Raw genomic sequence first — 14,371 nt, 5'->3', positions numbered from 1 at the left:
AACCTAGTCGCATAGCAAACGTTACCCTTGAATCGGCTGTCTATTATTCAACCAAAGGTCAACTTTAAAAAGTAGAGCCAAAGAGGTTTTTACACTTATTTACCACAGACATGCTCAAATACTGGAGAAGTAATGGAAATAGCACCATAATGTACGGCTCAAAAGTAAATAGGTATGAACATGAAAATTTGTGGTGTTGAAATCAAAGGTAACGATGCTGTCATCTGTCTTCTTTCTCTGTCAGATGGTGTATTTAATATCCCTGATTGCCGAGTTTCAAAGGTTGCGATTAGCGACGCAAACGACACGCAGAATATGAAAGACTTTCAATTCTCTTTTGCAAAGTTAATGGAAGATTACCAAGTAGACAAAGTTGTGATTCGTCAACGCCAAACTAAAGGCAAATTTGCTGGCGGTGGCTTTGGTTTCAAACTAGAAGCAGCAATTCAACTGATCGACGGCCTAGACGTAACCGTTGTATCACCGGCTGACATCAAGGAGAGCCTTAAGCGCAACCCTCTTATGATGAAGTTCAAAGAAACTGGCCTTAAGCAATACCAAGAAGCACCGTTTACAACGGCTTACGCTTGTTTAATGCAGCGCTAATCAATAGTCGCTAGCCAATATTTGATACAGAAAGAGCCTGAATATTCAGGCTCTTTTTTGTTTCTATCACTCGGCTTTAAACCCAGTTAATTTTGATGAAATACGCTTACCGCTCTAACGCTGTTCGCCTGCGAGCCTTAATCCATTCCGGCTTTTTCACCACCAGATAAACCGCAGCGGCAGACAAGGCGAAGCCCGTCGCGCCGTAGATATCGAACGACTCACCAAAGATAAGCCAGGCTTGAATTGCTGTCGTCGGTGGCACCAAGTAAAACACCGACGCCACACTTGAAGATGCACCGTGCTCTACCATGTAAAGCAGCAAAAGGATGGCAACACAAGACAGAACCACCACCAGCCAGGTTAGAGTCAACGTGAATTCTACAGTCCAGTTCACTTGCATCGTTTCGTAACGCATTGCGAACGGTAGAAACAGCGCAGCAGAAGCCAAGTATTGCACCATCGCACCGCCGACCATATCTGTCCCCTGACAGAAACGCTTCTGATACAAAGTTCCGCAGGTAATACCCACCAAAGAAACCAAACACAATAATGTTGCCAAGCCTTTTTGGTCGTCTGACTGCCATTCAATATTGCCCATCAACACCAAACTGATACCCGCAAAACCAAGCGCTAATCCCAACCACTGTGCAAAATTAAAACGCTGCGAAGTACAGCTGATCATAATCAATGCAGTCAGAATCGGTTGTAAGCCAACAAGTAGAGAACTTAACCCAGCGGGCATACCCATATCAATCGCCAGATAGGTGCCACCAAGGTAGAAACCATGAATCAAGATGCCGACCACACAAGCGTGGAAGAATGCGCGACCACGAGGGATACGACGCTTAAGGATTGCAATCAAAACCAAGAACAGCGCTACGTTGGCCACCATCCTCAGTGAGAGTAACGTTGCGGGTTCGGCATATTCAACACCAAGACGTGCGCCAACAAAGCCTGACGACCACAATATTACAAACACAAACGGAATCATTTTAATCAGCATTACAAACCTCTGGTCAACTCTTCATCAATGCTGTTACCTTAGTTGGGTACAGATAACTAATAAAGACACAGATATAACACTTTAAATGGTTACAGATTAAAAGTGAGCAACGAGGGAGAAAAACGTGGAAGCAGAACTCAGCGGCAATAAATATCTTGCTACCGAACAACATATTAAGGCTCAAATTGATAAAGGGCTCTTTCACCCAGATGATCGTCTTCCTTCGATCCGCCAGTTAAGCGAACAGCTTGGCGTAAGCAAAAATACCGTAATTCGTGCCTACCAAGAACTCGAAGCAACGGGTTGGGTTTACTCGGTACCTAAATCTGGCTATCGCGTAAAAACACCGAACACCACCAGCTGGGATACACCAAGCCAACCTCAAAAAGTGGACCTCTTATCCGTCACCAAATCGGTACTCTCTCGCCCGAAAGGCCGCCTAAAACTGTTGGCAGGCTCCGCGCACCCGAACATCAACAATCCTGCGATTCGAAGCTTGTATGCCGAAATCGGTCGCCATAGCCGTTTACAAACTCAGCTTCCCGGTTATTACCAACTGCCTCCTGGAGACGAGCAATTAGTAAAGCAATTGTTAAAGATCACCCATGATCTAGGCGTACCCGCGGGATCGAAAGAGATTGCGATTACTCATGGTGCTCAACAGGCGATCAGTTTGGCATTACGTGCGCTCACCAAGCCCGGTGACATCGTGGCGGTCGAGTCGCCCTGTTACTTCGGCAATCTACTTTTACTTGAATCACTTGGCTTGCAAGCCCTTGAAATCCCAAGCAGCGTTAGCCACGGTATTGATATCCCATCACTACAGAGTGCGTTGGACAAATGGGAAGTGAAAACCTTACTGCTAACGCCAAACTTTACTAACCCAACCGGCTCAAGAATGCCATTGGCGAATCGAAAAGCATTACTGGAGATCACCGGATCTTTACCAATTATCGAAGACGATGTGTTCGGTAGCTTGGCGTTCGATACACCAATCGCTAGCCTCAAAGAGCTTGATGACCAAGATAGAGTCATCTACGTCAACTCCTTGTCTAAAACCTTAGACTCACGCTTGCGAATCGGCTGGTTACTATCGGGTCGCTACCAACCTTTAGTCGAAAAGTACCTTTTATGCGACAACATGGGCAGTTCAAACCTGATGCAATCCGCGGTGGGTCAATTCCTCACCACAGGCAAATACCGCAGTCACTTATCCAAAATGAAACGACTCTACCAAACCAATCAAAAGCAGTTTCAAAGCTTGTTAATACAAGCATTGGATAGCTATCCTCATCTTGAAGGGCGTTATCATTTATCGAAGCCAGAAGGATCTTTTTTAAACTGGATAACGTTGCCAGAGTCGGTCGATAGTTATGCCGTCTACCAAGATTGTTTAAAGCATAAATTGGGAATTTTACCCGGTACTGTGTTTGGGACGAATGACCAATATAAACACTGCTTACGCTTCACTGTCGCCAATATTGAAGAGAACAAAGAGTGGAAAGAAGGGGTTGTGACATTAGCGAAGATAATCGCTAAGCACGTACGTTAGATAACCTTGTTAATTCCACATTCAATCCAAACAACAAAGCCCCACTCAACTGAGCGGGGCTTTCATCATTATCAGATCTTGGCTTACTTAAAAGCGATTAACCTTGCCAAGCGAACTGTTCAAATACTTTGTCTACTGGCGTTTTGGCAACGCGGTTTACGTAGTTGCTGATCACTTTCTGAGACAAGCCAAGAATCACTTCTAACACCTGTTGCTGACCGTAGCCCGCTTCGAAGAATGCGACCATTTCACTTTCAGGTACATTGCCGCGGTTGCGTACCATGCTCAGCGTAAAGTCATGCAGTGCTTGCAGCTTTTCAGTGGGTAGAGCCGTGCGATTACGAAGTGCTTCGGTGATTGCAGGATCAACCTTCATTGAATGTGCGATACCTGTGTGCGCAGGAACGCAGTAGTGGCATTCGTGTTCAACGTTGATGGTTTGCCAAACAACCGTCAGCTCTTCAGCATCGAAAGATGAGTCACTAAACGCCTGATGAAGCTGAGTGTAAGCCTTAAGTGTGTTTGGAGATTCAGCCAACACACCGAAAAGACCCGGTACTCTGCCCATCTGCTTTTTAGCACCTTCAAGAATAGGTTGGCTTTGTTCTGGCGCTGATTCTACTGAATGAATTTTGAAGTTGCTCATTGTTTTATCCCTATCAATTTATGATTCTAAAGTTATTCAATCACGGAGCAATTAATGACTATTCTCCGTTGGTGTGAAAACAATATAGATCAAACCAGAACGATCGTTCAAGCGTTATTTTGAACACTCGTTCAATTTCATTCTATTTATCGAATCAACAATTAAGAAAAAACCGATTTTATTTTAGATGGGCTAACCCTAACCCCATGATTAAAAATAAAAAACCCACCAGGCATCAACTGGCGGGCTCGCTTATAAGTCTGCATTCTTATTTCAATCAACGATCAATATCAACGGTACAAGCCTTCAGAACATCTAATTTCATCACAAGGTTAGACACTTTTCCCTTCAAATTGGTAAAGCTCTCTGAGCGTGTCTTTTAACCATAAAACGATGGGGTTGTAGGCATTGCGTTTGTGCCAAATCATGGTGAACGGGATCAGCAGCTTTTTGACGTTTTCTTCATCTAAAGGGATAGGTAGACAGGTAAGATTGGGGTGGAGTTGTTCAACGTAACGTCGACAGTAATTCGGCGCAACGGTAGTCATGGTGTGATTCGATTGAGCGGTCATAAATAACGACTGCTCAAAACCAGCTAAAGTCAGTACGATATTTCGGTCTAGTTGTAGGTCAGTAAGCACTTCATCTAGTGCCCATGTTTCACTTTTCTCCCACACAATATTGATGTGGGGGTATTTAAGGAAAGCCTCAAGATTCCACTCTTCTTTCAAGGCGGGATGATCTTTTCTCAAATACACAACCGGCAAGTCGTGAAACAAAACCTCGAAGTCGATGAAATAAGGTAGTAAGTCTAGGGATTCTTTCGAACGTGGATGGCTTTCTCTCCCTGAAAATCCAATATCCGATTCGCCACGTACGATGGAATCTATCGAATCGTAGTCCCAGTTACGCATTTTGATTTTCGCGTTGGGGTAACGTTGAGACACGCTTTGCGTCAACTCGTTAAGCATGATCAGAGATAAAGGAGATTCTGCCTCTAGATTCAAACGCACATCTTTTGGCGCTTCGTCACCACGAGTCGTCAGTATTTGGCTTCCAATCTGCAGCCAGTCTTGAAGATCTTTTACCATGCTCAGTGCAAGTGGCGTTGGCGTTAATCCCCTTGGCGTTTTCACAAACAAAGGATCATCAAACCAATCTCTAAGCTTGGTGAGTGATTTACTCACCGTAGAAGGCGTGACGTTCAGCTTTTTCGCTGTTTTTGAAACACTCTGCTCCTGCAACAGCAATTGCAGAGTGAACAACAGGTTCAGATCAAGACGGGCTAGTGGCTTCTTCATAATCACTTTTAACTTGAGAGGGACCTACCCATAGTATTAGAGCAATACTGATAACTCCACCAACAGCTAATATAAATATCAACATATTCAATGCACTTAGTCCAATAATGCCCATAAACCAGATAAACAATGCCGACGTACATATTTGAGAAACACCAAGAATCGAACTAGCCACACCTGCCCGCTGCGAATAACTGCTCAATGCTTGGCTCATCGCGACACCAAAGCCTAACGAGAATCCACCACACACGAAAGCGAAGCCGATTAATGTCACGTAATGTCCTAATCCACCATCCATCGAGGCTATTAACAAAATAGCAGCCACAATGAAGCAAGTTTGAGAGGTCAGTATTAAGCTTTTCTGCTTAAACACATTCAATGCAAATGGGGCTAAAAATGACACCAACATGCTCACCAAGGCGGTTAATGCCATGGTGTAAGAGTACTGACCTCTATCGAAGCCAAGCTCTGTCATAATCAACAGTGGAGAGACATTCACATAAGTGAGAATTGTGGTCACGCCGAAACTGGTCATGATCACTCGGCTAATAAACAACGGCTCTTTAAACGTTTCGATTGAAGTCGAATGAAGGGTTACAGGTTTCTCAGGTAAGCGCGATTTCTCAGAGAGAGAGGCTTTGGCTAACCCATTATCTTTGATGTTGAGCTTAGTCTCTCTTAGCACCAACACAGATAATAAGCACACCACTACACCCATGCCCGCCATGGTCGTGAACAAACTCGGCCATGGATAAACAGTCATGATTAGATGACCAATCACAGGCGCGAGTACTGGAACGATGCAAGTTATGCCATTTAACATCGACAGCACCTTGGCACGCCTTTTATCGTCTAAGACATCTCGTAAGATGGCGAACGCCACCACATAGCAAGATCCAGCACCAACACCTTGGAAAAAACGCACGATAAGAAACGGCTCAGCACTGCTCACAACCCCGCCCAACGTCGACGAGAGAGTAAAAACAATTGCACCGAAAATGGCGACGGGCTTCCTCCCTACGCTATCGGCAAATTTACCCGCGAACAACATAGTCGTTGCCATACCGGCCAGATAGATAGAAAACGCGGCATGGAGCTGAGCCTCAGAGGCATTTAAGTCCGCGGCGATTTGAGGTAACCCAACCAAGTACAGATCAATGGCCGTTGGATACAAAAGCACAAGTGCGAAACTACAAAATAGAAAACGATACATAACACCCCCACATAATTGATGTGAGGATAATAAGAGCGAAATGCAAAACTACCGAGTGGCATCTACGACAACGGATCTTTCCATTTACGACAAACCCCCATGCTCTCTCAAGAAGTCTATTGATTGGGGCTCATCAAATAGAGTGTGCTAGATATAAAAATCCGACAGAGATTCACTAAATAAGCAAGGTTTGGACTGAGTTTTGCTGAAATAAAGGCATCTCTCAATCAGAGGTGCAGTGCGAGTTATTGAACGTCGATTAATTTACAAAGGTTATAAAAAGGCTAAAACAATTCACCTGCCGAACACCTAATTCACCCAACCATACTCTTCGCAAATTGCTTCGTAATTTTTTTAGAGAAATTCAAAATTTATTAGAAATTAACCCCTAACTTTACTGAGTAATTTGTTAGTCTTGGCAACAAATATTTACAATCCAACTAAAAATTATTTGGATACTTCGAGGTTGTTTTCTTGAATATGAAATTATTCGGCAGTTCTTTGATTCTTTCAGGGACTGCATTAGGTGCGGGCATGCTGGCCATTCCGATGGTATTGGCTCAATTTGGTTTCATGATCAGCTCAGTACTGATGCTACTTATCTTTATCGGCACCACCTACTCTGCGCTTCTACTAGCGGAAGCTTGTACAAAAACGAAAGACAACAGTGGCATGAGCAGCGTTGCTTACTTAACGCTTGGCAGTAAAGGTAAACACTTCATCAATGCACTCTTTTACCTGTTGCTGGTATGCATGCTGATCGCTTATATCTTGGGTGTCGGTGACATCATTCACAAGCTGCTGCTCGACGTTGGCGTCGATGTGTCTACATCGGTTGCCTATACCATTTTCAGCCTATTAATGGGTGTAATTGTGGTGGCGGGTAAGTCGTATATCGACAAATTAAATCGAGGTTTATTCATCATGATGGTGATTATGCTGCTTATTGTTATTGCCTCTTTGTTTAGTAATATTCGTCTTGATTACCTGACTCAAACCAGCAAATACACCGCTAATGATGTGGTGCAATACAGCGCGGTTATCTTTACCAGTTTTGCCTCTATGGTGGTGATCCCGTCACTGGTTATCTACAACCGAGAAGCGACTCAAAAACAGATCCGCAATATGATTCTGCTTGGTTCTGTGATTCCATTAATTTGCTACCTCACTTGGTTATTCGCAATTATTGGCAATCTTGGCACAGACGCGATCAGTCAGTTCCACAATATATCTGAGTTGATCTCTGCGTTCAGCGGCCAATCTGCTTGGTTGAAAGTGGTGATTGCACTGTTCTCAGCACTGGCATTGGTAACCTCTTTCCTCGGAGTCTCGATGGCGCTTTACGACCAAAACAAAGATGCGGTGACCAACAACAAAGCGTTGGCTTATGCGTTGACCTTCATCTTACCTTTGGCATTAGCAGAGCTGTTCGCTAGCCAGTTTGTCAGCATGCTGGATTACGCAGGGATGGTATTGGTGTTCCTAGCAATCTGGGGACCACTTGCAATGGTGGTTAAGGTTCGTAGACCTGACTTCCCTCACCTACAAACCGAAGGCAGCTATACTGCAGCCGGTGGCGACACGGCACTAATGGCAACATTCGGCTTTGGTGCGTTGATTTTCGTATCTTGGTTTATGGGATAAATCCCAATTGAATAGACTATCTGTTGTCATTTAGAAGACAGCAGATACAAAAAGCCCGTTAGTCTTACTCGAATTAGCAATCGTAACTAATTAACAGTAGGACTAACGGGCTTTTTCGTTTTCTTATTATCATTGCCGAAAACTACAAGTACTTACTTGGTCAAATTGCCAAGCAACTGCTCACACTGTGCTTTTAGCGATTTAAGCTCATCTTCATTCATCTTAGAAAGACAAAGCATTTCTACTGGCACGGTCTGCGCTTGCTCTTTGAGCTCTACCCCTGCAGGTGTCAACGTGATAACTCGAACTCGCTCATCTTCAATACTGCGAGTTCTAAGCACATAACCTTTCACTTCCAAACGCTTGAGTAGTGGCGTCAAGGTGCCTGAATCTAAATGCGTTTTTGCGCCTAGCGCTTTGACATTTATCTCTTTTTCTTCCCAAAGCACCATCATCACAATGTATTGCAAGTAAGTAAGATCAAGTGCTTTCAGCAAAGGTTGATACGCTCTACTCATTGCATTCGATGCACTATACAGCGCGAAACACACCTGATTATCCAGCTTTAGATAGTCATCTTGGTCGCTCATGATCGCCTCACCAATAATTTAAATTGTGCACAATATACTTGCGCGCTCAAATTTTATCAATTAAGCTAGCTTCAAAATTAAGTTGTACACAATTTAATTGCACAAAATCATAATTAAGGACTAAAACAATGACAACACTCTACACAACTTCTGCAACAGCAACGGCGGGTCGTAACGGCCAAGTTTCTACTGATGACAATCTGCTTTCAGTGGCGTTGAGCTACCCTAAAGAAATGGGCGGAACAGGTGAAGCGACCAACCCTGAGCAACTGTTTGCTGCGGGCTACTCTGCGTGTTTCTCAAATGCTCTACTTCACGTTGCGAAAGAGATGAAAATCAAAATCGCATCGGCGCCAACCACTGCAACAGTCGGTATCGGACCAAATGAAAACGGTGGCTTTGCTTTAACTGTTGCTCTATCGATTCAACTGGATCTAGAGCAAGAACAAGCTGTTACGCTTGTGAAAACGGCGCACCAAGTTTGCCCTTACTCAAATGCGGTTCGTGGCAACATTGATGTGAAATTGTCGGTTAACGGACAAGCGCTTTAGTCTCAAAGTTAAACCAGAAAGATACGCTTATAGAGATGTCAGTAAACGCCTAAAATTGAGCCTTATCCCTAAGTTACTTTGCTTTGAGCGAGTAACTTGGGGATTGTTCATTAGTTAATAGCGAACAAGCTTTACCAAAACAAATCGATACTCAGATCCCGCAACGTCGGATTGGCAGACACCGTAACGCCAAATTGGCAGACACCGAAAATAGATATCGACATATTGCGATATCTTAGTTTCAAGGGTATATTTCATTTAAATCGGAAATAGCAGTCAAACACCATGTCAGACGTGAACGAAATTTTAAAATCCATCAACAACCCTGTACGCAGAGATATTCTTCATTGGCTTAAGTCGCCTCAAGAGCACTTTAACTTAGAGAAACAACTCGTTGATACCGATGTTGAGGGGGTATGCGTTAGCATTATTCAGGAGAAGAGTGGCTTATCTCAATCTACCGTTTCTTCTTACCTCTCGAACCTGCAGCGTGCGAAGTTAGTGACATCAAAACGCATTGGCTCGTGGACTTACTACAAGCGTAATGACGAATACATCGAGAAATTCCTGAAAGCGCTGTCTGATTCCCTGTAGTTGAAAAGAACAAAAATCAACAGAACAGCAGTTAGATAGCAAGATGAAAACTGGATGGAATCACGCCATCCTTTATGACGAATATCATTTTTAAAAATCAATATATCGGGATTTTTAGATATCTAGTTATCGAACTATTCAATAATAATGATGCCGATACTAAAAATGCAGCGGAGCCGACAAACATGAGCAAGTCCATTCAATCCTTTGACCCAAGTAACGGTGAACTCCTTGGCGAGGTAAACCACACTTCGGCTGAAGAAGTCACTCAAACCATCCACAAAGCAAAAGCAGCACAAAAAGCATGGCGCAAACTTTCGATGAACGAGCGAGTGCTGACCATTATCAAAGCCTATCAACAACTTGATAAGTACGAAGAGTCCCTCTCACAGTTACTTGCTCGTGAAATGGGTAAAGACATTCGTCGCGCGACCGGAGAAGCAACCGGTGCGATCTACATGGGTCAGCACTATGCAGAAGATGCTCAACGTGCACTCAACACTCGAAAATTATCCGGCTCAACAGAACTTCAATACCGTCCACTAGGTGTTGTCGGAGTTATATCTCCTTGGAACTACCCGGTGATGATGGCAAACAACCTCATTGTGCCAGCACTGGTCGCCGGCAATAGCGTGATTCTAAAACCTTCAGAAGAGACCCCTCTCATCGCTGAAGCATTCTTTGGTGAACTGCAAAAGTACTTACCAGAGAATGTCTTGACCGTGATGCAAGGTGATGGTGAAACAGGCAAAGCATTAGTCGAAGGCGACATCCAAATGATCGCGTTCACTGGCTCAAAAGCAACAGGCCAAGACATCATGCGACGTGCAGCGAGCAAGGTAAAACGATTGGTCATGGAGCTAGGTGGCAAAGACCCAATGATTGTGATGCGTGATGCCAACCTAGAACAGGCCGCTCGCTTTGCCGTCGCAGGCAGCTTTGAGAACTCAGGGCAAATGTGTACTTCGATTGAACGTATCTATGTTGATGATCGTATCGCTGAAAAATTTGAACAACGTGTCACCGAGATCGCCAACATGTACCAGATTGGCCCGTGGGATATGCCGAACGTCAATGTCGGACCAATCATTAATGCCACACAACATCGCAAGATTGTCGAACAGTTAGAAGACGCGCAACAGAAAGGAGCGACTTTCCTTTTAGGCAGTTCTGAGCAACCTGAGCGTTATATCCGCCCTACAGTAATCACCGGAATGACAGCAGAAATGAAACTGGAAACAGAAGAGACTTTCGGTCCAGTTGTCTCGATCAGTCGCTACTCCGACATTGAAGATGCGATTGAGCGAGCCAACGCCAGTGAGTACGGCCTAGGTGCTGTGGTCTTTGGAAACCAAGGCGTCAATGACGTTGCTGACGAACTTGATGCTGGCATGGTTGGCATTAATCAAGGACAAGGCGGCAGTGGTGATGCTCCATGGGTTGGTGCGAAACAGAGTGGCCTTGGTTACCACGGCTCGGTTGACGGGCACCGTCAGTTTGCACAAGTAAAAGTAGTTTCAAGATAGAGGTTGATAATGAATAACAATGAAAATTTTTATGTCGTTCGACGCGAGTCAGGTACCCAGCGCAGTGACCTTCCTGTTTGGGCACCAAAATCTGCAAACCCATTTGCACTTGATAAGAACGTTAACGCGATATCACGCGTTGAAGTAGACAACGTTCCCGGTGCTTTCCAGTTGCGAGATGTGCTGCTTCCCGAAGAAGTTCAGCGCATACTGGATGAAGCCAACAAGCTTGGATTTACAGAAGATGCTGCCGTGTCTCTACCAAGAGAAGTTCGCCACAATCAGAATCTCAACTTGATCGCAGATACTGAAACTCTCGACGTTATTTGGAAGCGCTGCCAAGATCATTTCGTTGATAAATACGGCCACTTTGCTGATGTGAAGCCTCTGGGTATTAACGGTCGTTTCCGCTTTTATCGTTACGATGAAGGGGATTTCTTTAAGATGCACACCGATGGATCATGGCCTGGCAGTCAGGTGGTGAATGAACAGCTAGTCGATGACGCGTATGGTGACCGTTGGAGCATGTATACCTTCTTGATTCTATTGAGTGATGACTTCGTTGGTGGCGAAACCCAATTTATGGTTAACCGTAATGACCCGAGTAAGCCTGCTCGTCGTCAAGGGCATCATCAGGAGAGCGCGAATATAGAATCGGTTAGAACACCAAGCGGCAGCGTGCTTTGTTTTCCTCACGGTACGCACCCCGCCCATTGTATTCATGGCTCTGCGCCGATACTTTCTGGGACGAAATACATTATTCGCACAGACGTACTATTCGAGCTCTAAGCGACTCTACTGGTCGTTTCTACTCTTAAAAAAATGTCCCGCACTAAGCGGGACATTTTTATATAAGATAGAAAGCTTCTAGCTCTAAGCTGCTAACTCTTAAACGTATTCGAAAGCTCTTTCAGTGATGTTGCCAGTTCAGCTTGCTCTTTAGCTGTTGCGGCAATTTGCGTTGCACCCGTCGTAGATTCTGTCGACTTCTGCTCTACCGCCACAACGTTCTGAGCGATATCCTGAGTGACGACCGCTTGCTCTTCGGTCGCAGTTGCGATCTGCTCTGTCATGCTGAATATTTCGCTCACAGCACCTGAAATATCTTGCAACGTCTGCTCTACTCCTCGTGAATCTTCAACTGCTCTTGAAGACATCTTCTTGCTGTTATCAATCACGTTAAACGCGGTTTGCACGTCTGATTGTAGAGAGCTAATGAAGCCTTCAATTTCCAAGGTGGATTCTTGAGTGCGCTGCGCCAGAGTACGAACTTCATCGGCAACGACGGCAAAGCCACGACCTTGTTCACCCGCACGAGCCGCTTCGATCGCCGCGTTTAGTGCGAGTAAGTTGGTTTGGTCAGCAACCGACTTAATCACATCAATCACGCTGTTAATGTTATTGCTACTTTCGTGTAGATGAGTGATTTTTTCAGCGAGGCCGTTAATCTCAGAAGCCAAGGTCTCAATCGATTGGTAAGAGTGCTGAACCGTGCTCAAGCCTGCTTGTGATTGTTCGTCAGCCAGTTTAGCTGAACTTGCTGTTTGCTGTGTTTTAGCCGCAACTTCGCTCACCGTTGCCGAAAGCTCTTCTGTCGCTGTTGCAATCAAGCCGATTTGGTCTTGCTGCTCAACCAAAGTATTAGAGTTGTATTGGCAAGTTTGCGCTGTCTCTTCGGCTGCTGAAGCGAGTGTTAGGCTAGATTGAGACAAGCTATCAATAACCCCAGAGAACTTCTCTAGTGTTTCATTAAGCGATGACGAAATTTGACCCAATTCGCTGTTACCTTCGTAAGTCGCACGAACGGTTAGATCATTGTCATGACGGACTTTAGAAAGTACACGCGTTAGATCTTTAACTCGAGTTGTTAAATCTGTAATGGCTTTAAAGCTAATAAAGGTCGCAAACAGGGTGATCACAACAAACATCGTGATACTGCCCATCATTGCTGATTGAGCTTGCTGAGTTTTCTGATCAGTCAATGCAATAAGAGAGTCTGCCAGTTGGTTCTCTGTCTTTTTCAGCTGAACAATGCGCGCCGTTGATTGCGCGAACCAGTACACAGGGTCGACATCAAATCCGCTCATTTTAGATTCAGCCACATCACGAAGCTTCTCGACTTCCGCGACCGAGCGGTCATTCAATTGTTGTTCAAAAAAGCGAACATTGTCTGGGTTACCCAGTACTTCAAAGTTCGAGAAATAGGTATTTTGCTCAGTCACCAAAGAGATGAATTTAACCAGCATACCCGGGCCAAACTCATTTTTAGAGAAAGTGTTATTGAGAACCGCACGTTCAATACCCGCACGCTCTTTACCTTGAAGGAAGTTATAATAAGCGATGGTTTCAGTCGTGATGGTGGCGTCAGAACTTAGCTCAGCGATCAAGGCTGATACGCTAAGTAGCTTTGCGTTAAGTTTGGTGTAGTAACCCAAAGCTTCAGAAAGCTGGATCGACTGAGAATCGACGCGATTACGAATTGAAGTAATTTGATTGAGGCTTTGGCTGATTTCAGTATTCAGACGAGAGATCTGCGGCAAGTCGATTTCTGCAGACTGCCAGTATTCGGTTCTCTGATTGCGTCTGTTATCCGCACTGGTTCTTTGTGCTCGTAGCTCACTAACAAACTTAGTACCCTGTGAGCCGATAAAACCAGCCGTCATTCCGCGCTCTTTCTGCAACTCATGCACCAATTCACTGTATACAACCGACAAGCGTGTCAGTTGATTCAATGAAGACATTTCACTGGTGGTTTCTACGCCTTTGGATATCGCAGAAACACTAAGCCATAAAAACCCTAAGATCGGTAAAGTAAGCAAAGCGATGATTTTTTGCTTAAAAGACATATCGGTTAAATTCATTTTTATTTCCCTAGCGGCTAACAAATCTTTCTCGGTCATCTCACTAGGCACATTTCTAGCGAATGCGCCTCAATGGTGATCGTATAATTATTCAACTTAATAAATGCAGTTCAATTACCGTGCCACGCAGATCGGTAGGCGGTGAAAGTAACATTTAACCTTATAAAGTACATTGATTTATCGATAAAACTGTTAGCTATGCAACTTTAGTGAACGAAAAAAATGTGCAACAACATATTATTGACGTAAGCGACTGAAAATTGACATTTTTCTTACTATCC

At 44.4% G+C, this 14,371-nt stretch carries 13 protein-coding genes; 7 read left to right on the top strand and 6 right to left on the bottom strand.

The genetic code is table 11. The annotated features are described in order from the left end of the window. Positions 1 to 180: 180 nt before the first annotated feature. Entirely contained in the window at positions 181 to 606 is a 426-nt protein-coding gene (locus AACT19_RS01290) for a DUF3010 family protein (protein WP_010432976.1), read from the top strand. 106 nt (positions 607 to 712) lie between these two features. Here AACT19_RS01290 and AACT19_RS01285 read toward each other — a convergent pair whose 3' ends face one another. Further along, positions 713 to 1,612, bottom strand: coding sequence for a DMT family transporter (locus AACT19_RS01285; protein ID WP_017087082.1), 900 nt, complete (start codon positions 1,610 to 1,612; stop codon positions 713 to 715). A 124-nt stretch (positions 1,613 to 1,736) separates the two neighbouring features. Between AACT19_RS01285 and AACT19_RS01280 the strand changes: the two genes are divergently transcribed. Further along, a complete protein-coding gene (locus AACT19_RS01280; RefSeq protein ID WP_076644865.1) occupies positions 1,737 to 3,164 on the top strand; it encodes an aminotransferase-like domain-containing protein in 1,428 nt (475 codons plus the stop codon). 97 nt (positions 3,165 to 3,261) lie between these two features. Here AACT19_RS01280 and AACT19_RS01275 read toward each other — a convergent pair whose 3' ends face one another. The 3 genes from AACT19_RS01275 to AACT19_RS01265 form a co-directional block, all read right to left on the bottom strand. Continuing rightward, a complete protein-coding gene (locus tag AACT19_RS01275) occupies positions 3,262 to 3,810 on the bottom strand; it encodes a carboxymuconolactone decarboxylase family protein (RefSeq protein ID WP_017087080.1) in 549 nt (182 codons plus the stop codon). A 332-nt stretch (positions 3,811 to 4,142) separates the two neighbouring features. Further along, positions 4,143 to 5,111, bottom strand: a complete 969-nt coding sequence (gene yidZ, locus AACT19_RS01270; protein ID WP_076644864.1) for an HTH-type transcriptional regulator YidZ — start codon at positions 5,109 to 5,111, stop codon at positions 4,143 to 4,145. Then, positions 5,086 to 6,324: an MFS transporter gene (locus AACT19_RS01265; RefSeq protein ID WP_076644863.1), complete on the bottom strand. Its 1,239-nt coding sequence runs from the start codon at positions 6,322 to 6,324 to the stop codon at positions 5,086 to 5,088. Before AACT19_RS01265 ends, yidZ begins: the two co-directional genes overlap by 26 nt. A gap of 480 nt (positions 6,325 to 6,804) precedes the next feature. On the opposite strand from AACT19_RS01265, the gene AACT19_RS01260 reads away from it, so the two are divergent. Then, positions 6,805 to 7,968 carry an amino acid permease gene (locus tag AACT19_RS01260; RefSeq protein ID WP_076644862.1) on the top strand — a complete coding sequence of 388 codons (1,164 nt, stop codon included), beginning with the start codon at positions 6,805 to 6,807 and terminating at the stop codon, positions 7,966 to 7,968. A 152-nt stretch (positions 7,969 to 8,120) separates the two neighbouring features. Here AACT19_RS01260 and AACT19_RS01255 read toward each other — a convergent pair whose 3' ends face one another. Further along, positions 8,121 to 8,558 carry a MarR family winged helix-turn-helix transcriptional regulator gene (locus tag AACT19_RS01255; protein WP_017092224.1) on the bottom strand — a complete coding sequence of 146 codons (438 nt, stop codon included), beginning with the start codon at positions 8,556 to 8,558 and terminating at the stop codon, positions 8,121 to 8,123. A gap of 128 nt (positions 8,559 to 8,686) precedes the next feature. Here AACT19_RS01255 and AACT19_RS01250 point away from each other — a divergent pair, with 128 nt between their 5' ends. The 4 genes from AACT19_RS01250 to AACT19_RS01235 all read left to right on the top strand — a co-directional run bounded on the left by AACT19_RS01250 (position 8,687) and on the right by AACT19_RS01235 (position 12,018). Beyond that, a complete protein-coding gene (locus AACT19_RS01250) occupies positions 8,687 to 9,109 on the top strand; it encodes an organic hydroperoxide resistance protein (protein ID WP_017076911.1) in 423 nt (140 codons plus the stop codon). A gap of 285 nt (positions 9,110 to 9,394) precedes the next feature. After that, a complete protein-coding gene (locus AACT19_RS01245) occupies positions 9,395 to 9,703 on the top strand; it encodes an ArsR/SmtB family transcription factor (RefSeq protein ID WP_004732945.1) in 309 nt (102 codons plus the stop codon). A 185-nt stretch (positions 9,704 to 9,888) separates the two neighbouring features. Further along, entirely contained in the window at positions 9,889 to 11,229 is a 1,341-nt protein-coding gene (locus AACT19_RS01240; RefSeq protein ID WP_076644896.1) for an aldehyde dehydrogenase family protein, read from the top strand. Between the two features lie 9 nt (positions 11,230 to 11,238). Further along, positions 11,239 to 12,018 (top strand): 2OG-Fe(II) oxygenase, encoded by a 780-nt coding sequence (locus tag AACT19_RS01235; RefSeq protein WP_076644861.1) that lies wholly within the window; start codon positions 11,239 to 11,241, stop codon positions 12,016 to 12,018. A 92-nt stretch (positions 12,019 to 12,110) separates the two neighbouring features. Here the strand turns inward: AACT19_RS01235 and AACT19_RS01230 are convergent, their stop codons facing one another. Next, complete coding sequence (locus AACT19_RS01230) at positions 12,111 to 14,090, bottom strand: methyl-accepting chemotaxis protein (RefSeq protein WP_076644860.1); 1,980 nt, start codon at positions 14,088 to 14,090, stop codon at positions 12,111 to 12,113. Positions 14,091 to 14,371 lie beyond the last annotated feature (281 nt).

This window comes from Vibrio sp. 10N.222.47.A9 (genome assembly GCF_963872585.1).
Lineage (GTDB): Bacteria > Pseudomonadota > Gammaproteobacteria > Enterobacterales > Vibrionaceae > Vibrio > Vibrio splendidus.
Note: the sequence above shows the minus strand (reverse complement) of the source record. Positions and strands in the feature narration are given on the sequence as shown.

Bases quoted from the DNA above. Each gene is read 5' to 3' on its own strand.
- AACT19_RS01290 (WP_010432976.1), top strand. From the start codon at position 181: ATGAAAATTTGTGGTGTTGAAATCAAAGGTAACGATGCTGTCATCTGT.
- AACT19_RS01285 (WP_017087082.1), bottom strand. From the start codon at position 1,612: ATGCTGATTAAAATGATTCCGTTTGTGTTTGTAATATTGTGGTCGTCA.
- AACT19_RS01275 (WP_017087080.1), bottom strand. From the start codon at position 3,810: ATGAGCAACTTCAAAATTCATTCAGTAGAATCAGCGCCAGAACAAAGC.
- yidZ (WP_076644864.1), bottom strand. From the start codon at position 5,111: ATGAAGAAGCCACTAGCCCGTCTTGATCTGAACCTGTTGTTCACTCTG.
- AACT19_RS01265 (WP_076644863.1), bottom strand. From the start codon at position 6,324: ATGTATCGTTTTCTATTTTGTAGTTTCGCACTTGTGCTTTTGTATCCA.
- AACT19_RS01260 (WP_076644862.1), top strand. From the start codon at position 6,805: ATGAAATTATTCGGCAGTTCTTTGATTCTTTCAGGGACTGCATTAGGT.
- AACT19_RS01255 (WP_017092224.1), bottom strand. From the start codon at position 8,558: ATGAGCGACCAAGATGACTATCTAAAGCTGGATAATCAGGTGTGTTTC.
- AACT19_RS01250 (WP_017076911.1), top strand. From the start codon at position 8,687: ATGACAACACTCTACACAACTTCTGCAACAGCAACGGCGGGTCGTAAC.
- AACT19_RS01245 (WP_004732945.1), top strand. From the start codon at position 9,395: ATGTCAGACGTGAACGAAATTTTAAAATCCATCAACAACCCTGTACGC.
- AACT19_RS01240 (WP_076644896.1), top strand. From the start codon at position 9,889: ATGAGCAAGTCCATTCAATCCTTTGACCCAAGTAACGGTGAACTCCTT.
- AACT19_RS01235 (WP_076644861.1), top strand. From the start codon at position 11,239: ATGAATAACAATGAAAATTTTTATGTCGTTCGACGCGAGTCAGGTACC.
- AACT19_RS01230 (WP_076644860.1), bottom strand. From the start codon at position 14,090: ATGAATTTAACCGATATGTCTTTTAAGCAAAAAATCATCGCTTTGCTT.